The sequence below is a fragment of the Dyella sp. SG562 genome, assembly GCF_011759495.1.
Taxonomy (GTDB): Bacteria; Pseudomonadota; Gammaproteobacteria; order Xanthomonadales; family Rhodanobacteraceae; genus Dyella_D; species Dyella_D marensis.
On sequence record NZ_JAAOYS010000012.1, the window covers coordinates 32,842 to 53,133 of the forward strand.

Below are 20,292 nucleotides of genomic sequence, written 5' to 3' on the forward strand. Positions count from 1 at the left end.
CGGCACCTTGCCGAAAGCCTTTCGCCACCAGCAGCTGGGGCTGCTGGATGCTTATGTCAGGCGGATCAAGTAGTCCCGGCAAGGGTGGCTATCTGTGAGTACCTTCACGGCAAACTCCGTTGCCAGCTGACGACCCCCGATTTGGACCGCTATCGATGAAAATGACCCTGCAATGCGCGCTCTGCGAGACAACACTCACCGGCGCACTCTCCATTGTGTCCGAAAGAACACCTGGCGCGCCCCAGCCCGAACATAAGGAAGGCGAGCCGCTTACCCCCTGCGGCGTAGCATTCGAGAGCTGGGAGCCGATAGAGCGATCCTGCGGCGACACGCCAAGCGCACTGGAGTTTGTGCCGCAATTCTGGTTGAACCCAGATGATCTCAATGGATCCGTCCATAACACCAGCGACGTGAGTCGCCTCAATGGCTGCTGTGGCCTGGACGGCTGCGATGGCCTCAATCAGGTATGCCGGTGCGGCGCTGGCGTGGGCACGTTGCGTACCGACTGCTGGACACCAACGGTATTCATCCCCGACCCGAAGGGTACGAAGTGGACCCTGGCATGAAAACCCGCTCGCAATCCCATTTCAGCGCCTAGGCTGAGCAGCCCGGATACCCCCAAAAACATCCCCAAAGATGGCGAGATTCCAGGAGACGCCCTTGGACGTGGCTGGACGACAGGCATAAAAAACCCCGCATATTTGCGGGCTTTTCTTGAGTTTCCTGGATTCTGCTGGACGCCCTGGGACATCCTCTTGGTACGGTGAGAGGGATCGAAAATCCCAAGCTGGTGCGGTTTGAAAGTGTGCTTCTGGAAAGTACCCCCAAAAATACCCCCGAACGCATCTCGCTTGCTGCCCAATAAGCCGGATTCCTCAGCTTGCGAAGCCTACGCTTAAATGGGTGACCAGCTTGGCTTGTTCGGGGCTTCCTAGGAGTTGAGACATGACAGATCTAACCTGCAAGGCCCTAAGGAGAGGGCGCCCTTGTATACTCAGTTGTTAGACCACTTGCTTGGTCAAGGATTAATCAATGGAACGCTCTGGGGGAGGGCGGCAATGGAGCGCTGGAAGCGCTTGAGACTCGATAGGCGCCGAAGGGACCGCATCGCTCGGCGGTCAAACTGGCGTCGCCGGCTAAGATACCTCCGGCAGCAGAGGCTGGACGGTCTCGCAGAGAGACTGCCTCAAAGAGTGCGTAGGAGTGACGGCCGAAAGTACAGGCCAATCAAGGCTCCTCCCCACCTGAATCTCCAAGATGCCTTTTCGGAGACAGTCGATTTTTTAAGCTTAGTCCGACAAACATCGACGAGCATTCTTGGCAAATTTTATGTTGATTTCACGACGGTTGAGACGCTAACCCCAGCAGCGGCTCTCCTGGTTGTTGCCGAGTTCGACCGATGGCGGGAGTTAGTTAAGAGTAGGTCACTCAGACCCATTGACCTCGATCAATGGAAGCCTGAGGTATATAACATATTGTATGAAATGGGATTTTTTGATCTTCTTAGCACGGGGAAAGTAAAGGTGCCGATGCCCAGTCACCCGGTCAATGTAGATGAGAGGTATCTATCTTTCGTCTCAGGGCACGAGGCCGAGGGCAATAAAGCCAAACAACTGCGGCTTGGAATAGAGGCACTTGGCCCTAAACTTAGGCAGAGAAATCTCCTGTTTCAGGGCCTTACGGAGGCGATGACCAATGTTAAGCACCATGCGTATAACGTGGGCGACCATGTTAAGCGCTGGTGGATGTCGGCCTCGGTGGACACCACCGGACGGCGATTGAGGATCATGTTCCTCGATCACGGCCTAAGCATTCCGGTTGTTTTGCCCCGGAGAAAAATGGAGCGGTTGAGGGCCGTTGCAGAATTCATTCTGCCGTTGCCGCAGCTTCTCAAAAGTGACGCAAGCTTGATTCAAGCTGCTGTAGAGCTAAATAGGAGCGGGACAGGTCAAGACCATAGAGGCTTCGGGTTGAACCGTGACATTCAGGGCTACATCGAAAATTTGGACGCGCGAGGCAAGTTGAGGATCCTCAGTGGAAGAGGTCAGTACGTGTATGAAAAGAGTCCTGGACAGTCAGGTTCGGCGAGTACAAAAGCTCTACCGGCAAAGTTTGGCGGAACCTTCATCGAATGGATCATTGAAGACTACGCTGCGGGTGATAAAGATGACCAGTAATTTCACCATTAATATCGCGCAGGACTTTTCGGACGTTCCTAGTGGACGTTTCCCGGAAGATGGTCCCTTCAATGGGCAGCTGTTTAGGGAGCGGTTTTTGGTGCCCGTACTTAAACGGTCCGAAGTGGTTGATGTTGTCTTAGACAACGCCGAGGGCTATGGATCATCTTTTCTTGAGGAAGCATTTGCCGGCCTAGTGCGAGTTAATCATTTCAAGAAAGATTTTTTAAAGAAGCACCTGCATTTGATGGCCAAGACTGTGGTGGCAAGGCACTATAAGTCCGTGATCGAGGGGCTAATAGAGAAAGCGAAGCCTGATTCCTCCGTCACCAGTCAGTCTCGCTCTGAGTAGCTGTGGCCGATAGTTTTTCTCTATCTACCCAGGTGGCTAGCGCGGTTGTAAGCGCGCTGGTCAGCTATTGCGTAACTCGTATTGTCGGGCCGTTCTCAGAGCGGCGAACGTCTCAATTGCAGCGGCGTCAATCCATGCTTGGGTTGCTCGAAGATATTGGGGCGGAAGGTGTTGCGTATTGGCGAGATTCCGGCAAGGACGTAGCTCGTGAATCAGTGTTGAAAACTAAACTCGTCAGACTGATTCATCAGCTAGATCAGTTTTTTGTTCACGCTAGATATGAAAATGATAAAGCACTTTTGAATGGTCAGCTCGTTAGCCTTCAGGATCTGGTAACAGGTGGTGATTTTGAAGGGTCTCAGCGGGCCTCAGATGCACATCGATCCGCTCAAATAAGAGAGCTTTGCAAGAACTTTGCAGAGCAGGTTGCGGGGTTGTCTGTGGCGGCAAAGCTCGATCCGTTGCCGCGATGGGCTGAACGGTTAAATCCCAGCCGTTGGTTTGCGAGACGGCGTGCTCCGGGTGACCCCAGATCATCTGCATGAGTCGGCGGCCTTCTCATTACTCGGATGCGGTTGTCTGACTTGTTCAAGGCCGTCGTTGCGATCTACCGGCGTTCATTCCCCGATGAATAAGCCGGTGCTTAGAGTGGCGGCGGCGTATCCAGCAACCCGCGGTAGTTGGCCAGCTGAGCCAGTACCTTCTCTCGGACGATAGGGCCATCCACGAATGGCCTCTTGTCCATAAGGTGATCTAGGAAGCTGGGCGAGGTGGCATCCCAGAGGCGGATCAGGTAGTCACGGGCAGGGTGGCTGTCTATGAGCACCTTCACGGCGAACTCTGTGGCGAGCTGACGCCCCCAAAGCTCTTCGAGGTTTGAGCGGACGTCGTCAATCGAGTTCAGCTCCATGGATAGCCTCTGATTGTGATCTTACGAGTGAGGCTATCACTCCATGCGGCTGACTTTGCTACTTAGGCTCTCGCCAGTGTCGCTTTCTAGTGAGCGGCGGTATGGGTACATCATCGATGTCTCCCAGGCCTAGGCCGTCAAAGCCGGCAGCATTCATCAGAATCGATAGGGTTTCAGGATGGTCCCGTGCCAGCCAGACGACGACCTCCTTGCGGTCCAGGATCTGGAGCAGTAGCCGGCGAGTCACCGCGAGCCGTAGCACTTGGACACCCTGGGCCTTTGTGGATTCTTCAAGCAGCTGCTTCGCTATCGAGGTCAGCCGGAAGGCGTCCGGTCCCAAGACATCCTCATAGATGGGGTCTCGTTGAAGGTGAATAGAGGCCGCGACGATGGATCGGCATTGCCGTCCGCAAAGAAAGTTAACCATATCGAGAGACGCAATCATTTGTTGCTCGCGTATCCAACGACTTCTATTGCCACCGGGCATCACCTGGCGCTCCTCTAGAGAGATTGGCTAGATCGCGAAGCACTTGAAGCGAATCGAAGAGGTAGAAGCTCGCGCTTGCGCCTGGCTGCTCCTGGATGATGTCGGGCCAAGTCTTGGCGCTCACTGCTGGCAGGATCAGGTAGTCAAGGGGGCGAATCCCTTCCACATCCATGCGTATGCCGACCAGGATATCAGCGGTACCGCGTAGATGCGGGAGAATCCAGCGGACCCTATCGCGTCCTCCGGCGCTGGAGGATTGCATCAAATGGAACGAGGCCGCCCAGGTTTCATCAATGCGTAGCGTGCGACCTTTTTGGGTTACGCTGGATCCATCCTCTTCCAGGGCGTCCCTGACGCAACCCATCACACTAGGCAGCCACACCTGGATGCGATCACGTATATCTCCAAATCCGAGGTATCGATCTTGTGTATAGCCGATCTTTCGATAGGCATATCGGAGGCTTCCAAAGCGATGAAGATATGTTTGAGCTGTCGGCACCTTGGGGTCCACGTTCATGAGGCGCGTGGTGATACGACCTTCACGTCGCCATAGGTCGCGTAAGGCCTCTAGCAACTCTTCATCAGTCAGCTTTCTTGTCTTACCCGCGCGTTGCACCTGGGCTGCTTGAAAAAGCTCAGGGGAGACTAAGGCGGGGAACGCATTGTCGATGCGGATCGGCTCCCGCGGTGGATCCTGCGGGTCAGGCTTAATCAGGCCGCGCAAGTTGGGGCGGCCAAAAATAATGGTCCCGATGTAGCGCAGGTCGTTGAGCATGCCGCTAATCGTGGACATATTCCAAGGGCCGCCACTAGCATTAAGTTTACCGCGCTTATTGAGCCGAGCCGTAAGCTCCTTGACGCTGACCCCAGCAGCAGACTGCTTAAATAACCAGCGAACCACTGCCACCTCGTCGGGCGGCCCTGGAACCAGGCGTACGCGGTCAGTGGCGATGCTCTTACGCTCCCCGCGCTTAAGAATGCAGCGCGGGTTCCCCAGAGCGTCGACTAGCTGTCGGCTGAACCCATATGCAGCTGGGCCTCCCATGGCAAAACCTTGGCGCACTAACCTGGCTTGACCGGCGAAGACCTTGCTGGACAGTTCTCGGCTGTACTCAGCGGCCATTGATCTTTTAAGGCCCTTGAGTAGGGACTGCAGCGGTCCATCAGAATCCCCAAAAGGCTCCGCTATGTAGATGACTCGGAGGCCGTGCTTTGTGCAAAGAAACTCATAGAAAGCCGACTCATCGACGTTCTGAAACCGGCCCCACCGACTGACATCGAGGACGAGGATGGCCAAGCAACCGGTAGCTCGGTTCTGTACATCAGTCAGAAGTCGTTGAAGGGCCGGGCGCCCCTCAATATCCAATCCGCTGCGCGCCTCATCTACGTAGCTTTGCGCAACGCGCATGTTGTGTGCGGCAGCATACTTCGCGATGGCTTGCCGTTGATTCTCCACAGACATATCTTGTTTGTCTGTAGACATACGGACGTACTCGGCCACCGGTACAGCCGAACCCTCCTTGCCATAGCGGTGTTGGACGGACACAGGACCTCCGACGCTCGCGGGCTAGCGATGGACGCTACGCCGCGGAAGTTGCAGTGGTTAGTCGGACTCTTCCGTAGGCTTCGGCGATCCGCTCGATGCCTTCGCACCCGATGCGGGCACTTAGGGAAGAGTGAAGGGCGAGTAACCATCCCCCTTGATGCGCTATCGACATAAGTCCACGGGTGGGCGTAGAACTTGCTCCAACACAAGGAACAGGGAGCTTTGGATGCGCAAGATCAGCTTTGCGGTGCTGGCGGTTGTACTTTGCGGCCACGCGCACGCTTTCGATCAGTTCGACAAGTGCAGGGACTATCAAGACTACGGCGAGAAGATTGCCAAGTTGCATGAGCGAGGGACGCCCATCGAACCGGTCTATGCAACGGTGGCGAACGATGCCAGCAGTGACCTGGACGATAAGTTCGAACGCCTAGATATGATCCGTTGGGTCTACTCGCAGGAGGCGGATTGGGGCAGGGTCAGAAAGCGCATTTGGGAGAAATGCATGAGTTACGAATACCCCTGGCTTGACTCGAAGTAGGCACGCGCATCATCAGCAGGATGCAATAGCCATGGCTGACAGCCGGCACGAACGTTCTGATAGCGAGCCTCAATTCAACCTGCTCGGCAAAGACTGGCTAACCGTCATTGAGGCGGCGCACTATTGCGGTGTCCATCCCGATACCTTTGCGAAACGGGCTAATGAGTACGGTCTGCATCCTCGCAATTTCATGGGCAAGAAGCTCTACGAGAAGGCAGAGCTTTATCGGGCGATCTATCAGTCGCCGCTATGGCACGGATCGTCCTCTGTTGGCGGGGCACTACCGCCTATGTCGATGGAACGGCTTGGGCCGCGTACGGGCATGAGTCAGTCCGTAGAAGAAGCACTTAAGCGGCTTCGTCAACCGGTGTCGCGTGCACCGCGCAGGAAGCTGAAAGCTACCTGACACGTACTTCACGATCTGGCTAGTGAGGCTTTCCATTGTAGGAACCATTCTCGCAAAGCCTTCAGCGCCCGTTTCGTGCCGCGTGCCTTGGTCGGTATGAACTTGGGGTCTATTTGTTCGATGCCGTCAAATAGAGAAGGCTGCCATGTGGCCTTGTCCGCTGCTCGGCCAACCCGGACCCGCAGTGTTCTCGTGCTTCCTAGGAACAGGTGAGCAGCGAGAGCCTTGAAGTCCCAGCTCCAGTCAATCAGCAGGATGGTGTAAGCGGATGCCTCTGAATAGCTAGCTTTGATAGCTTCTGTTTGCGATTGGTGATCTTCGATCATCACCTGGCGAGCTAGCGGATCTTCTGTCTCTGGAGCCGTGAGCGCTGCGGCTAGCTTGGAGCCTTCGCTTCGCTCCTCGCCACCGTCATCCCATCCTTCATCGAGTTTGACGCTGTGCCGCATGGTCTTATCGGCGTACCGAACAAATTTGGCGTTGAGCCATCGCAGTAGGAGTTCTTGGTCGGAGGCCAAGGTGAGGTCAAGCATATGATGCGTCTTTGCCTCAATCTCCATTGTGAGAAAGAAGGCCTCTGAAAGCAGTTCATCTGCCTCCATTTCGCCTCTGGTGGACTTGGCAATGCTCTGCAAGTCCTTCTTCCTGGCTAGCCGAAACGCCTCAAATCCATGCACGGGGAGGGCACGCTTCTGGGTCGGTTCCGGCGAGCGTGGCTCCCCTCTGTTACAGCTTTATTTGGCCCGGCTTATTCGCGGTCATCCACTTGACACGCTCCTAGATCGGAGTACCGTGTAATCGTCGCCGCAAATTCGGCGACCAGGTTTGGCGACCTGATTAGACATAGGCGCAACGGCGCCGAAGGCGCTTTTTTTGTGCCCGTTGCGCGCATGCCCGTCTTCTGCGGTGGGCGTGCAGGGCAGCCTTCGGGCTGGCCGGATTCCTATGTCTCCGGTTCGCCAACCCTGCACGTCCGCCACCTCACCGCAATGGTAGGTGGCCTCACTACAGGCATAGGGGCGACATCATGAGCAAGCAGCGCAATGGCGAGCTGGCAACTGTCGGGCATGGGTTCTGCAACATCCCCGCGGCTCAGTGCGATTTGATGCGAGTGCAAGATGGCGTGCCGCTGGAGTTCGCGGTCATGCAGCTCAATTGCATTCTTGATTGCGTCAAGGAGCTGGCCGGCGATGGTGTCCAAGAAGATGGCATTAGCTCGCGGAAGGCTTGGTTGATCGAGTTTTGCTTGGACGTGGCCCAGGGACTCGGTCATACCATTGAGGCGTCCATTGAGCGGGGCGGCATGTCATGAGCATTGCGCCTACCGCAGTAATTCTGCAGTTCCCTCTTAGCGCTATCGTCCGCGAGGTTCCGGTGGGCGGTTTTCCCGAGCACTGGACGGGTATGCATGCCCACCTCTATGGGCACTTCCGGCGTTGCGACGGGCTAAGCCCACAAGATGCCTGGGCCAGGATTGAGCGGGACATCGCCGATAAGCTGGAGGCGGACGCTCTGCCGCCGGGCGAGGACAAGCTGTTGTTCTTAGCGCGCCTGGCGATGAGCCGGCTGCCGCGGCGTTAGTCCTAAAGGATGCAATGGCTTTGAAATGTAAGGGGATTTATCTGCTGACTGGGCGGGCGACACATCCGGAATTAGCCCCCTCCCATTGCATTTAAAATGGTTCTGCCGCGCCTAGGACGGCCATCCGAACACCGGGCACCTTCACCGGCTGACGCGGCGACCCTTTGAAGGGCGCAGAGGTGTGCGCAATGGATTTTGACTTTATCGATTTCGCCACCAAGGCGAAGGAGCTTGGGCTAACAGAATCATCTCTACGCGCGAAGATTCTCTCGCGGCTAGATGATTTTCCTTGTTTCGTCTACGTCAATGATGTCTTGGCTTATGGAAGCCAAGATCGATTCCTGCCTCCTTGGTCAGAGGAATCTTTCCCACACGTGTCTTGGGTGGACCTTGGTTCACGTTGGAATGATCCGCGCGGCCTTATTCCGAGATCTGGTCTTCCGGAGAAGCTGCCACGCTATCACGTAATGGGGTGGGTCGGGCTTTGGCCTGAGGAGGTTGCTGAGTTGTTGACTCGGGGCAAAATGCCGCTAAACGGCCTTGAGGCATGGATTGCGGCCCATGACGCTTCGGCGAGGTACCCGCTTAAGTTTTATGCGCCACCGGAAGAGCAGTGGGTAGACGTTCATGGCCATGAGAATGGTGGGTTCATGAAGGAAGTACCCATGGAGGTTAGCCGCGACGAACTTTGCTTCAGGTCAGATGTGAGTAAACCCGCGCTGCTGCATCCGCGGAAGGAGCGAAGTTATTTAGGGATCATTGCAGCAATGCGAGCGCTTCTTATGGATAAGGAAGGTGGAAATTTTCTCAACCCAACCAAGGTTATTGGCGCGCTGGAGGAGCGTTACAGCTCTTTTGATGGTGTCAGCAAGCGGAACTTGGAGACAGTGTTTTCTGCCATAGAAAAGACTTTTGGGGGCAGTTCAGGGCGTGAAGGGACCGGGCGCCGCAACTAGTAGATCATGCCGCAACTGCGGTGAATGGTCGGAACGAGAGGGGCAATCTGGCGCTGCCTAACCACAAGGTGCGCCCATGGAATCCATCCCCGTCCCTATCCGCTTCCTCCGCCTTCCTGACGTTCTCTCTCGCACGCGCCTTAGCCGGTCTCAGATCTACCGTTTGGAGACCGCTGGCCGCTTTCCCGGGCATGTAAAGCTCGGCGACGCCGTTAGCGCCTGGGTAGAGTCCGAAGTTGACCAATGGTGCGCTGATCGAATCGCTGCCTCTCGTGGGGCGGTGGCATGAATAGGCCCGTCCTTCGCGGTCCCCGCTGTCAGTGCACAGCATGCGGCGAGCACTTCACTTCTGAGCGAACCTTTGACGCCCATCGCACAGGTCCACATGGGCCAAATCGTCGTTGCCTGACGGTTGCAGAGATGGCGGAGGCAGGTTGGGGCAAGAAGCGGGTCTTCTTTTGGACTAATGACCCCCTGAGGCCCGCGCGGTTTGCCCCTAAAGGCTCGTCCAGCGGTCACCCCTATGGGGTGGTACAGGGGGAGGTCCTATGAGCGGCCTTGGCCACGTCCTGCGTATGGATCGGGACATATCCCTAGGCGAAGTCCTGGATCTCCTGGACCAGGCCAGCTTGCGGCTCAGTACCTACGCCAAAGGTACCTGCGATCTGTCGTGGAACGTCGTTGTCGCAGATGACCTTGTGAGGCAGGCACGCCGGTACGTGGGCAGGGCAATCAAGGAGTCCGATTGTGGCTAACCCCTTTTGTGTGCCCGCGCATAGCGGCTTGGGGAGAGGGTGACTCATGACCCGCACGCTACGTAAGTCCAAGGGACGAACGGAGACGGGCACTTTCTTGCCCGTTCCCACCGATGTGCTCAAGAGTCACAACTTCCTCAGCCTTTCGACCAAGGCGAAGGCACTTATTTTGGATCTCGGCGCTCGGTTCACCGGCTACAACAATGGGGATCTCGCAGCGCCGTGGTCCTGGATGCAGGCCCGCGGCTGGCGGTCCAAGGACACGCTGCACAAAGCGATTAAGGAGCTTGTGCAGGCTGGGATGATCGAGCAGACCCGGCAGGGCGGCCTGCACGGCCCGAGCTTATACGCCTTTACTTGGCGGCCGATTGACGAGTGCAAGGCTCATCCTGATATCTCGCCTACGAGGGTTGCATCAGGCAAGTGGCGGCATTCCATAGAGGTCATTCCTGTGAAGACAGAAACGCAACTGCCACCCCGCTCATTGGGCAAGTCTGCCCCGGTGATTGGGCAAGACCACGCTATGAGGGTCGCGAAATGAAGTTCAATCGACCCGATAATCGGGTAAGTCTACCCCGCTCAGTGGGCACCTCTAAGATATATACCAAGGGGTGCTCTCTCGGCTCTGGCCTCTCGCTCCATCTTTTCGCTCTGAAAGCAGCTCTTAAAGATGCTCTGCTGCCCGGCGGCCATTTTTCGTGCGTGGAGTTCACTCCATGACGCGGAGGACCGAGCTTTCCCTAGAGGTGCAACAGGCGCTAGCTGCCGCTGACCGCAAGCCTGGCTGGAACAACCGATCCCGAGAAGTAAAACGGTTCGCCCTCGGCAGCTGCGAGCTGTTCGTCGTTCCCTATCGTTGCTGGGCTTACCGCCGGCAGGAACGGTTGGCCGCCGCTTGGCAAGATCGCCAGCGTCAGGGGTGACTAAAGCATGTCTCGAAATGGTGGACGGACCATTGACGAGCGGGAGCGGGCAATCATCGACATGATCGCGCAGCGGTTAGGGACGGCTATGTCCGTCCAATCGAGCTGGCGGACGTTCGATAAGCGGGGCGGCTCGCTTACGGCGGAGAGCGCTGCTGAGTGGGATGCTGGCGACGAAGGCGGTTTCGCCACACGCTCCATGTCCGACACGGAATACTTGGGCGATGATAGCCAGTACCTATCTGTCGTGCGTCGTGACCGGCGGAACCCCATGCTCGCTGAAGATAAGGACGAGAAGGGCTGTAAGGACGACGAGACTGATGACTCAGTGTCGGGCGATAGTGATGGGCGGGAGGTGATGCTCGCCAAGAAGGGAAGTGCCATTCTTAAAGCTGACAAATTCCGCAAGCCACGGAAGTGGTGGCATAAGAACTTCCAGATTGCCCCTAGGATACGGCGTGACTTAGACGCCATCGCGGCCATGGGCTTTGCCAAGCTGGCCGTGCCTCACGAGGCAATCCTGATGCTTTACGCAACGGAAGATGTTCCGCGGTATTGGCCCGTGGTGAAGCGGTACGGGCTTCGAGGAAATACTTCCCCGGCTCACGTCTATGCCATCACGGACGCTATGCAGGCGATTCTGTTCGGAAGCGCGGAGCTTGCCCAAGACAAGCGAGCGAGCCTCTTGCACATGCGCGCTTCGACCTACAGGGCGATCCGGGCCAATTACCTATCCCTCCTATGGGGTTGGATCAGGCGGGCCGCTGACGCCTATTCGCGTTCGCTTACGGGCCTATCTATCGGCCAGGTCCGGGCAGCCATGGATCGTGCGACATCTCATGGCGACGGATGCGCAGGCCTGGTGCCCGCCCCACTGCAAACAACAGTAATGAGCAACGCAGGGCCGGCGAACGAGGCGGGGACGTACGGATTTGGCTTTGTCAGGCCCTAAAGAGCCGGCAGGCCATTGCTAACGGGCGATATCAACGAGACCAGTTCAAGACCATCTTTTCTGAAGTGGATGGATATAGAAATGATGGTTCTCCAAAGGCCTTATCGGCTCGCGTCGTCCATATGCGAAGCGAACAGATTGCGGACGTTCCATGTGGTCTGCCTAGCCTGAACGGGACTGAAAAACACCATGTCGTGACCTATGTATATAGGGACAAGCCCGTCCGCTTGTCGTCTCCCGTCGCCGTGCCGGGTCATGCACGGCCCTTTGTAGTAACGGCATGTTCAAACCAAAACCACTATCGCTAGAGGACAACGACCATGGGCGGCAGCAGCCAACCAAAGAACACCACCACCACGACGATCACCTAGATCCCCGACTGGCTGAGGAACGACTACCAAAGCTTCATCAATCAGACCAACGCAGTTAACCAGCTTCCCTACTAGTCGTACCCGGGCCAGCTGACCGCCCCTCTCTCTGACCAGCAGAACGGTGCCCTCACGCTCGCCGGCCAGGGCGCTGCCGGCCAAGGCACGAACCAGGCCGCTCAGGCCGCTCAGCTGCAGAACGTTCTCAACGGCGGCTATAGCGTCAACCCTAGCGCCAACCCATTCCTGGGCCAGACTACGAACGTCGGCACGAACCGATACGCCGGCCAGAACCCCTACCTAGGGCAGATGGTCAATCAGGCCCAGCAGAACATCGTCGACAGCTACAACAAGAACACCGCTCCCGCTATGGCTGCGCAGTTCGCATCTAACGGTGCCTTCGGTGGCAGCGCCTACAACGACGCCATGCAGCAGTCGCAGAACACGCTTGCCTAGAACCTCGGCCAGGTGTCTACGAGCCTCTACGGCCAGGACTACCAGAACCAGCAGCAGTTGGCCGAAAACGCACTGAATCGCAATGTGCAGGCTCAGCAGACCGATCTGGCGCGTAATGCCTCGCTCTATCAGCAGGACGTGGCCAACCGCCTGGGAGCAGCCCAGCAGAACGCCGGCTTGATCCTCAATGCCTCGCAGGGCATCACAGGCGCTAACGCCCTATAGAGCCAGTTCTTGGGGCAGTACAGCAACTTGGCCGGCCTGCAGCAGGATTACAATCAAGGCAACATCAACCAGGCCTACAACGACTGGTATATGCGCAACTACGGCTATGCCCAGCAGTAGCTCAACAACTATGGCAACGCCCTAAACGCCATCGCGGGTAACTTCACTGGATCGTCCACGACAGGAGCAAACCCGGCGTATCAGCCCCGTAGTGCCGGCGGTGCTCTAGCGTCCGGATTGGGTGGTGCAGCCACGGGCGCGGCATTGGGAACTGCGATCCCGGGCATTGGCAATGTTGCTGGTGCTATCGGCGGCGGTGCAATCGGCCTGCTCGGTTATTACCTGTGAGGTGACATATGCCATTCAATTTCCTCAGTGGTTAGCCGTAGATGGCCTATGATCCGTCGTCTCTCGCGTCCTATATGCCGCTATGGAACACGGGCAACACGTAGGGCATGAACTACTCAAATGTCTTAGCCGGTGGCAATGCTATGCCGGCGGCTCAAGGAATCGACTGGTCCTCGCTTGGTCCTTGGGCCTTGTCTCAGCAGGGTAGCCAGAGTCCGAATCTCTACAGCATCCTCGCCGGCCTCGCGGGTGGCATGCCGGGTCAGCCCTAGGGCACACAAGCGCCAACGGGCCTCCTGGGCGGCGTGGCGCGTCGACCTCAATTGGGGGAGGTTGATGGCAAGCCTGCGGGTTATATCGGGTCCGGCTTGAGTATTGGCACTCGTCCGGTTGGGGCGGTTGTACGCCAGGCCATCCGCGGCCAGGGTTACCCGGGATACTGAGAGGAAAGCCCATGAACACGAATAGCACACAGATCGCCGACGTTGACTATCGGCTCCAGTACCGCGTCATCATTGACGGCACGTCTCCGCTTGCTTAGTTGCATAAGGATGGTGCTTCTGAATTTATGCAGTTCCCCATCACTGACGGGGAAGAAAGCGGCCCACGTCATCCGGTCCTGCACTGTTGGGGCGTAAACATCGCTCATCCCTCGCTTCTCGGCTTTACGGTCGCAGGATATGAAGACGATCCATCGCCACTGACGGTGTGGATTCCATACACGCATGTTCTAGGAATCATTGAGGTGAGAGTGCCGGTTCCTAAGCTGATCGATGAGAGCGACGAAGACGGAAAGGTCGTTTCCATCGGCAGCGCCATGGGAAAGTCAGCATCTCGGCAACTTCACTAACCCCCACTTTGACTAACAATCAAAGCAATCAAAAACACACATCGCTGAGGAAAACACATGAGCAGCATTCACCAGAACGGCGGGGAGGCATGAACTATGGGACTCCTTGACTCACTCTTTGGAAGCACTTAGCCCGCAGCGGCGGGTTATGGGCTATCGAACGACGACTAGCGCGCACTTGTTAACCAAGGTCTGCTTCGTGCCGGTCTTGGCATTCTTGCTGCTAATGGACAGCGTGGCGTAACGCCATTCCAGGCCATCTCAAGCGGTCTGCTGGGCGGCCTTGATAGCATCTCGCAGGGCGCTGATGACCTGCAGCGCCGTCGCTACACCAACGCGATTGAGTAGGCGACTTTGTCGAACATGCAGCTCTCGCAAGCTAATGCGAAGCGCGAGGCCGATCAGAAGGGCGCGCTACGACAAGCCCTGGCTAACAACACTGACGCCAATGGCAACATCGATGTACCTTCTGTCGTTCATGAATATGGAAGGGCTTATCCCGAGGATGCAGCAAACGTGCTCTTCATGCTCCATGGGGGTAAGCCGGAGCTTAGGGATACGTCAAAGGGCGCGATGCAGGTCTACCCCGATGGGTACACTTCCTACCTACAGGACAATGCGTCGCAGTAGAGCCAGCCAATGGCAAAGGCTGCTGACGCTCAAGATGGTCCTCCCGCATCGCTGCTCGGCGCGGTCCAATAGGTGGAGTCTGGTGGCAACCCGAACGCCGTATCTCCGAAGGGTGCGATGGGTCTGCTGCAGGTCATGCCGGCCACCGCTGCCAACCCAGGCTTTGGCATCGCCCCAACGAACGGAACCCCTCAGGATACGTATCGTGTCGGTCAGCAATATCTCGGCGCCCTGACCAATAAGTACGGCACGGCCGGTGGATTGGCTGCCTACAATTGGGGAATGGGAAATTGGGACCGCGCGTTGGCTGCGAATGGTGGCAATCAGCAAGCGGCCCTGGCTAGCGCACCGGCAGAAACACAGAGTTACGTGCCCAAGGTATTGGGGCTAGCTGGCCGCTAGGCGAATTCCTCAGATGCCAGCCTTCCGCCAGGTCGCATCAGCTTTCAGACTCCGTCCAAGACGACTAATGCCGAAGATGAGAAGTACGTAAAGCTTCTTAATCTTGGTGTTCCGTAGCCTGCCGCGCTTGAGGCGGCCTATGGAGTAAAGCCATAGACCGTTACAAGCACTGCCTCATCTGTTCCGATGCCTGACGGCAGTCTCCCCACGGGTCAGCAATACCTGGACACGCTTCCTCCAGCTAGGAAGCAGCTTGCGCAGGCTGTTATCGATGGACGCTATCCGATCCCCAAGGGGTTCTCACTGAAGAATCCACAGTCTTGGTAGCTCATGCAGGATGTTGTGCAGGCTGATCCTGATTTCGACGCCACGAATTACGATGCGCGAGCCAATGCGGCGAAGCAGTATACGAGTGCGACGTCACCCAATGCTCCCGCTAACCAGATTCGCTCTGTCCAGACGATTGCTAACCATCTTGAAACTATCTCGGGCATCATGCCTAAGCTGGATTTGAGCAGCGTAGGTGCCTACAACTAGGCGAAGAACTGGTGGGCGACCAAGTAGGGAAAAACCGATCCCGATTACACGCGAGCATTGGGAGCGTATCAGCAGGCCGCTAAGTCAATCGGTGACGAAACCGCGAAGCTCTTTGCTGGGACGGGTTCTGCCCTGGCTGATCGAGAGCACGTTGCCTAGATGCTTGATCCGTCCTAGCCCATCGAGAAGCTTCAGGGTTCTTTGGGCACTCTCGCAGATCTAGTACAGGGGCGCCTTACTGCAATCAATGACTAGGCTGTTACGGCACTAGGTCCGCTGGCTGCTTCTCGCCTGAAGATCCTCTCCACTGAACAACAGACAGTGCTTGACGATATCAAATCGCTTGCTGGTGATGCGCTTTATGGAGCGGGAAAGAGCCATGGGTAGGTACAGAAAGGAGCTGCTCAGCTGCAAAAGAGTAATTCCCAAGCCAAGCGCTACATGATGGGGCAGGTTATCCCAGTCAATGGCAAGAAGTGGAGAGTGATCGGTCTGTCTGATCCGACTGATCCCGAACTTGAAGAGGTGAAGTAATGCCTAGGCTATCTGAACTTACTGGCCAGCCACAGAGGTTGTCGGATCTTTAGAGTCAGTCCAGCACCGACCCCGCTGTCCCTATCAATCAGGCACAGGCTGTGCCCGAGCGCTCGCTCTATCAGCGCATCAACGACTTCGGCAACAACATGGGAGATGCTGCGCTCCATCACCTGGGGAATCTTCCTCTTGGCATTGCCCAGGGCGTCATGCACCTCAACGCCGCGAGTCCGATTGCTGGCGGTGGTCTCAAGGATATGACTCGCAATCTGGACAGCTACATTCAGCGGCGCGAGCAGTCCTATCAGCAGGCAACGCCGGACAACACGGCGTCATACGCTGGTGCCGCGGTTGGCGAGGTGCTTCCTTGGCTCACTGGCGTTGGAGAGCTGCGTGCGCTCGGTATCCTGCCTAAGGCCACCACGTACGCTGGCAAGCTTGGTTCACTCGCGCTGGAAGGCAGTCTTATTGGCGCGGCTCAGCCGGTCACGAGCGGTCCGCAGACCAATCTGTAGGACTTGATAGAGGGTAGGGCGCCTTCGCCCTCCTACGGCGCTTAGAAGGCCATGCAAGTGGGTCTTGGTGCGGCCACCGGTCCGGCAATGAAGGTCGGTTTGGATGCTGGCGGCGTGCTAGCTGGCGGTGTCAAGAATGCCATTCAACACATCACCAACCCTAATGCCATTGCTAACGCCAATGTAGCGCGCATGACCGGGAACAGTCCCATTGTGGCGGGACTTCTCCGTAGTCCTCCCCAGCTTGTCCCGGGGGAGAACCCGTCTGTTGCATAGGTGCTGTAGACCCCCGAGGCGGTCCAGGTAGAACGGGCGTTGCGGAACAACCCAGCTACGGCTTCAGCCTTTTCGGCGCAGGATGCAGCGAATAACAACGCACGGTTAGCGATGGTGTAGCAACTGGCAGGTACGGATGCTGATATGCAGGCCGCCAAGGCAAGTCGTCGCGCTGCGGTTGACCCGTTTGTGCAGCAGTATCTGACGGATTCGCGCCCCGTTGTTCGATGGAACGGCGCATAGGACGCGTTCGACTCTCTCTTGAACAAGCCAGGCCGGATGTCTGCGAATGATTTTGACTCGCTCCAGTCAGCAAGGAACTTGGTTGGCCAAGTGAAGAGTGGCGCCATGCAAGAGGATGATGCGTGGGCGGCTCTTAAGGAGCTTGAAGACGGGGTGTTTAGTAAACGGGTGCAGGACACCTTTGCTCAGGCACGCCAGGCCATCGACAACAACATGGTCAACCCCAAGCCTGTACTAGATGCGCTGTAGACCATCAAGAATGGGCCGCTAGGCGTCATTGGAAATAACGGTTCCAAGCTGGGTGAACTCATTGACTCAATCAATGGGGCCGCAAATATACGTGGTAAAGTCGGTACCGACATGCTGGATGCCGTAAGGCAAGAGGCGTCCAAGATGCTCGGCAACGCTAACGGTCAAGGTGCGCTTGCTTATGGACCTGCTAGGGATTCGATTGTCAACGCTATCGAACGCGTCGCACCGGGCTATCGTGATTATCTGGCCACGTATGCAAAGGCATCTGAGCCGATCAATACGATGGAAGCGGTTGGGGGACTTCTTGATCCTAATGCTCCAGGTGGCCTTAACGCTTCTGGTGATCCATAGCTTGCGCTGGCACGGGTGAAGCAGCTGCTTCGTCAGGACGATGACGCGCAATATCCAATGGCAAAGGCTGCTCGCCAATAGCTGGAGGGGCTACGCGATAGCCTCTTGAGGCGCTCTGTCTCTGATGCCAAGGTGGCAGCATCGGGTCCGAGCACGGCGGCTGATTTGCAGGCTACCGGGTTGCTATCAAAGGCTGTCTTTGGGCCTAGCCTCGGGGTCAAGGGCGGCCTGCTGGGCCGCGCCATTGGTGGTGGCATCGGTGGCGTCCTCGGCTCCACGTTCGGTCCTGCTGGGACAGCCCTGGGTGCCACAGCCGGTCTTGGCGTCTCGGACGCCATTGGTGCGATCAACAGCCGCATTGCCACTAGGGTCGGCTAGAAGATGGCCAACTCCACCGCGGCAGCCGATGCAATAGATGCCTACTTTGCTCGCCAACGAGCTGCACAGCAGTAGGGCTTGTTGGGCCATTACGTTTATGGGCTGCCGGCTACGACCACCACGAAAAATCGGTAATCCTCGCCACGCCTGGGGAATTCAGTGGCACTTTGTCTCACTTTGCGATCTGGGCAGCAAAGTGATGCCTCGCCGTTCTACCCGGCGGTTACGCTGCCGGACTCATGTTTCACCTCAAGCGAAAACTTAGGGGCCAAACCGCCAATGCCGTGCGGCTGGCCCCTCTTTTTTGCGTCTAAAGCCGCATGTCGTAAATCTGGCTGTCGACAACCATTTTTACTTGCCTGCCGTCAGACAGGATGACCGCCTTAGGGTAGTACCCATACTGATATCGGTAGGTCGCGCAATGCAGAACCTTGCCGTCCGTGAAGACGATGGTTCTATCAAACTCGCATCCTTCGAAGGAATCGCCTTTCTTCCCATCGGGGTCGTACCACCTATCAATAGTCTTGCTGGCAATTATCGTGTAACCGACGAAGTCGCCAAGATCATCGGCAAGGCCTGCAAACGTAGGAGGGGTGACAAACAGGAGGCCTGCAACAAGGCTACGCAAGCCTATGTGTTTGCGCTCAGTGTCCATACGGGTTCTTCGTCCCTGCTTTTCCGGTATAGGGATTGACGTTGCCCTTGGTGGACCAGTTGTTGAACTTGGAGCTATCGGCTCCCGTACGGTAATGGGGCGGGACGTAAGTACCGGTCTTGGTCGTGTGACCGCTAACGTGGACTACCGAGGCATGGCTGCTACCGTGACCGCCGCCCTTGGCGACCGCGGCAAAGGAAAGAGTCAACAAGCAGCCCGCCAGCAAGACGCTGAGTTTGCGCATGAGTTGTTCCCCCGTGGTTGACCGGGCCGTTGCAGCCCGGTTGTGCGGCCGATCCTATGCCGAGCGAAACGACTGGGGTAGTGCCAATTAGCCGATGCCTGCTATAGGGGTTTTCCTACAAGGTTTTGGTTGCTTAATAGAGCCAATGCACTCTTGGCCTTATTGGCCCCCGTGTTTTATTACCTAAATCGGTTAATGTCATCCCACTCACGAATAGGGGGTGGGTATGGTTGAGGAACAGGGAGCGGAGGCGGCTGGTTTGCCGCCTCAGGGCGATAGCCAGGTGGGCACGCCGACAGTTAGCCAAGTCTTGAAAGATTCAATCTCAGTGGAGGATTCAATCAAGCTGGCGCTAGCGCAGCTTGATGAAGCGCGACGTGCTGCTGAAGCAATATTGGTGGACATAAACAGTAAGGCTGATGCCTTGAGACTAGTTAGCAGCACGGCGAGTTCGTCAGCAGCACGAGTGGACGCTGTGCAGACAACAGTTGAGGGGCATCTTAAGGTGGTGCAGGCGGCGCAAGCTGAGTCTGAGAAACTTCGAGGAGAACTTGCGCAAGCCGTCGCTAAGGCGACTGCAGATGTCGCAGGGATTGATGGTCTCAAATCGAGAGGCCAGTCTGCGTCCGACGATGCAGTGCGAATGGCCACTGAAATATCCTCGGCCAAGTCTAATGCAGAGGCCTCAGCGGGAGCCATTACCGAGGCTTTAAAAGCATCTCAGCAGGCATCTAAGGATACAAAGGCCCTTGCCGATAAGGCGTCTAAGCTCGAGGCAGCAATCGTTTATTACGAGCAGCGCCTGACGAAGCTCATTGAGGACTCAGATCAACAGTTAAAGACAATTGTCGGATTACTTCCAGGCGCAACGAGTGCTGGACTGGCGCATGCGTTCAATTCAAGGGCCGAAACATTCAAGATGCCTCAGAGGCGTTGGCAGTGGGTATTCATCGGATCGCTGTTCGCCCTGATTGCCCTGGGATTGACGGGGCTTTGGCATGCCCTTACGTCGCAGACGGTACTGTCCTACGACGAGTTGGTGCGTCTTTGGTTAGCCAGGCTCCCTGTTGCGGCTGCTCTACTTTGGCTAACTCTGCACTCTGGTCGAGAGTCTGCGCTCGCCAAGCGACTTGAGGAGGACTATGGCTACAAATCTGCGATTTCGTCTTCCTTTGAAGGTTTCCGGCAGCAGATGAAGGAGGTGGGAGAGTCGGCCGGCGAGGGAAGTCCGTTGGCAAAACTTTGCCAGGACACGCTGGCCACAGTCTCCAACCCACCCGGGCGGATCTATGACCGGCATAAGCTGACAATTTCTCCGAGTCAGGAGATATCCACCATAGTGGCGGCTGTTGTGGCCGCCATTAAGAAAGAGTCAAAGAAGGACGATGGGTAATGACTCGGGTTTGGGTAGGTCATGCTGCTTGATCACCAAGACCTTTCCGCCG

At 56.8% G+C, this 20,292-nt stretch carries 26 protein-coding genes; 21 read left to right on the forward strand and 5 right to left on the reverse strand.

Annotated features, from left to right (window positions below; all coding sequences use genetic code 11):
• Nucleotides 1-155 precede the first annotated feature (155 nt).
• The 4 genes from FHW84_RS18770 to FHW84_RS18785 all read left to right on the forward strand — a co-directional run bounded on the left by FHW84_RS18770 (nt 156) and on the right by FHW84_RS18785 (nt 3,074).
• Complete coding sequence (locus FHW84_RS18770; RefSeq protein WP_167257520.1) at nt 156-566, forward strand: hypothetical protein; 411 nt, start codon at nt 156-158, stop codon at nt 564-566.
• 420 nt (nt 567-986) lie between these two features.
• A complete protein-coding gene (locus tag FHW84_RS18775) occupies nt 987-2,177 on the forward strand; it encodes a hypothetical protein (protein ID WP_167257521.1) in 1,191 nt (396 codons plus the stop codon).
• Nucleotides 2,167-2,529, forward strand: coding sequence for an STAS-like domain-containing protein (locus FHW84_RS18780; protein ID WP_167257522.1), 363 nt, complete (start codon nt 2,167-2,169; stop codon nt 2,527-2,529). Before FHW84_RS18775 ends, FHW84_RS18780 begins: the two co-directional genes overlap by 11 nt.
• A 134-nt stretch (nt 2,530-2,663) precedes the next feature.
• On the forward strand, nt 2,664-3,074 hold the full coding sequence (locus tag FHW84_RS18785; protein WP_167257523.1) for a hypothetical protein: 411 nt from the start codon (nt 2,664-2,666) through the stop codon (nt 3,072-3,074).
• Between the two features lie 98 nt (nt 3,075-3,172).
• Here the strand turns inward: FHW84_RS18785 and FHW84_RS18790 are convergent, their stop codons facing one another.
• Together FHW84_RS18790 and FHW84_RS18795 are read right to left on the reverse strand one after the other, a co-directional pair.
• Complete coding sequence (locus FHW84_RS18790; protein ID WP_167257524.1) at nt 3,173-3,439, reverse strand: hypothetical protein; 267 nt, start codon at nt 3,437-3,439, stop codon at nt 3,173-3,175.
• Between the two features lie 470 nt (nt 3,440-3,909).
• The gene (locus FHW84_RS18795; RefSeq protein WP_167257525.1) at nt 3,910-5,472 is read right to left on the reverse strand and encodes a recombinase family protein; all 1,563 of its coding nucleotides are present in this window, start codon (nt 5,470-5,472) and stop codon (nt 3,910-3,912) included.
• A gap of 226 nt (nt 5,473-5,698) precedes the next feature.
• On the opposite strand from FHW84_RS18795, the gene FHW84_RS18800 reads away from it, so the two are divergent.
• A complete protein-coding gene (locus FHW84_RS18800; protein ID WP_167257526.1) occupies nt 5,699-6,010 on the forward strand; it encodes a hypothetical protein in 312 nt (103 codons plus the stop codon).
• Nucleotides 6,011-6,041: 31 nt separating this feature from the next.
• Nucleotides 6,042-6,416 (forward strand): helix-turn-helix domain-containing protein, encoded by a 375-nt coding sequence (locus tag FHW84_RS18805; RefSeq protein ID WP_167257527.1) that lies wholly within the window; start codon nt 6,042-6,044, stop codon nt 6,414-6,416.
• Between the two features lie 8 nt (nt 6,417-6,424).
• On the opposite strand, the gene FHW84_RS18810 is transcribed toward FHW84_RS18805, so the two are convergent.
• Nucleotides 6,425-7,051: a hypothetical protein gene (locus FHW84_RS18810; protein ID WP_167257528.1), complete on the reverse strand. Its 627-nt coding sequence runs from the start codon at nt 7,049-7,051 to the stop codon at nt 6,425-6,427.
• A 392-nt stretch (nt 7,052-7,443) separates the two neighbouring features.
• On the opposite strand from FHW84_RS18810, the gene FHW84_RS18820 reads away from it, so the two are divergent.
• The 14 genes from FHW84_RS18820 to FHW84_RS18880 all read left to right on the forward strand — a co-directional run bounded on the left by FHW84_RS18820 (nt 7,444) and on the right by FHW84_RS18880 (nt 17,570).
• Nucleotides 7,444-7,728 (forward strand): DUF3077 domain-containing protein, encoded by a 285-nt coding sequence (locus FHW84_RS18820; protein ID WP_167257529.1) that lies wholly within the window; start codon nt 7,444-7,446, stop codon nt 7,726-7,728.
• Nucleotides 7,725-7,997: a hypothetical protein gene (locus FHW84_RS18825; RefSeq protein ID WP_167257530.1), complete on the forward strand. Its 273-nt coding sequence runs from the start codon at nt 7,725-7,727 to the stop codon at nt 7,995-7,997. The genes FHW84_RS18820 and FHW84_RS18825 overlap by 4 nt, the downstream gene beginning before the upstream one ends.
• Before the next feature lie 188 nt (nt 7,998-8,185).
• Entirely contained in the window at nt 8,186-8,953 is a 768-nt protein-coding gene (locus FHW84_RS18830; RefSeq protein ID WP_167257531.1) for a hypothetical protein, read from the forward strand.
• A 76-nt stretch (nt 8,954-9,029) separates the two neighbouring features.
• Nucleotides 9,030-9,242, forward strand: coding sequence for an AlpA family transcriptional regulator (locus FHW84_RS23420; RefSeq protein WP_167257532.1), 213 nt, complete (start codon nt 9,030-9,032; stop codon nt 9,240-9,242).
• Between the two features lie 512 nt (nt 9,243-9,754).
• Nucleotides 9,755-10,249 (forward strand): hypothetical protein, encoded by a 495-nt coding sequence (locus tag FHW84_RS18840; protein WP_208399866.1) that lies wholly within the window; start codon nt 9,755-9,757, stop codon nt 10,247-10,249.
• 389 nt (nt 10,250-10,638) lie between these two features.
• Nucleotides 10,639-11,583 (forward strand): hypothetical protein, encoded by a 945-nt coding sequence (locus tag FHW84_RS18845; protein WP_167257533.1) that lies wholly within the window; start codon nt 10,639-10,641, stop codon nt 11,581-11,583.
• A 677-nt stretch (nt 11,584-12,260) separates the two neighbouring features.
• Nucleotides 12,261-12,407 (forward strand): hypothetical protein, encoded by a 147-nt coding sequence (locus FHW84_RS18850; protein ID WP_167257534.1) that lies wholly within the window; start codon nt 12,261-12,263, stop codon nt 12,405-12,407.
• 12 nt (nt 12,408-12,419) lie between these two features.
• Nucleotides 12,420-12,632, forward strand: a complete 213-nt coding sequence (locus FHW84_RS18855) for a hypothetical protein (RefSeq protein WP_167257535.1) — start codon at nt 12,420-12,422, stop codon at nt 12,630-12,632.
• A gap of 916 nt (nt 12,633-13,548) precedes the next feature.
• Nucleotides 13,549-13,830 (forward strand): hypothetical protein, encoded by a 282-nt coding sequence (locus FHW84_RS18860; protein WP_167257536.1) that lies wholly within the window; start codon nt 13,549-13,551, stop codon nt 13,828-13,830.
• Nucleotides 13,831-14,193: 363 nt separating this feature from the next.
• Nucleotides 14,194-14,460, forward strand: a complete 267-nt coding sequence (locus FHW84_RS23120) for a hypothetical protein (RefSeq protein ID WP_208399867.1) — start codon at nt 14,194-14,196, stop codon at nt 14,458-14,460.
• A 72-nt stretch (nt 14,461-14,532) separates the two neighbouring features.
• Nucleotides 14,533-14,862, forward strand: a complete 330-nt coding sequence (locus FHW84_RS18865; protein ID WP_208399868.1) for a lytic transglycosylase domain-containing protein — start codon at nt 14,533-14,535, stop codon at nt 14,860-14,862.
• A 1,172-nt stretch (nt 14,863-16,034) separates the two neighbouring features.
• The gene (locus FHW84_RS18870; RefSeq protein WP_167257538.1) at nt 16,035-16,448 is read left to right on the forward strand and encodes a hypothetical protein; all 414 of its coding nucleotides are present in this window, start codon (nt 16,035-16,037) and stop codon (nt 16,446-16,448) included.
• A 624-nt stretch (nt 16,449-17,072) separates the two neighbouring features.
• Nucleotides 17,073-17,216, forward strand: coding sequence for a hypothetical protein (locus FHW84_RS18875; protein ID WP_167257539.1), 144 nt, complete (start codon nt 17,073-17,075; stop codon nt 17,214-17,216).
• A gap of 111 nt (nt 17,217-17,327) precedes the next feature.
• Complete coding sequence (locus FHW84_RS18880; RefSeq protein ID WP_167257540.1) at nt 17,328-17,570, forward strand: hypothetical protein; 243 nt, start codon at nt 17,328-17,330, stop codon at nt 17,568-17,570.
• Between the two features lie 688 nt (nt 17,571-18,258).
• Here FHW84_RS18880 and FHW84_RS18885 read toward each other — a convergent pair.
• Both FHW84_RS18885 and FHW84_RS18890 read right to left on the reverse strand, forming a co-directional pair.
• Nucleotides 18,259-18,603, reverse strand: a complete 345-nt coding sequence (locus FHW84_RS18885; protein WP_167257541.1) for a hypothetical protein — start codon at nt 18,601-18,603, stop codon at nt 18,259-18,261.
• Nucleotides 18,593-18,847: a hypothetical protein gene (locus FHW84_RS18890; RefSeq protein WP_167257542.1), complete on the reverse strand. Its 255-nt coding sequence runs from the start codon at nt 18,845-18,847 to the stop codon at nt 18,593-18,595. Before FHW84_RS18890 ends, FHW84_RS18885 begins: the two co-directional genes overlap by 11 nt.
• Before the next feature lie 226 nt (nt 18,848-19,073).
• Here FHW84_RS18890 and FHW84_RS18895 point away from each other — a divergent pair, with 226 nt between their 5' ends.
• Nucleotides 19,074-20,240 (forward strand): hypothetical protein, encoded by a 1,167-nt coding sequence (locus FHW84_RS18895; protein ID WP_167257543.1) that lies wholly within the window; start codon nt 19,074-19,076, stop codon nt 20,238-20,240.
• Nucleotides 20,241-20,292: the final 52 nt, after the last annotated feature.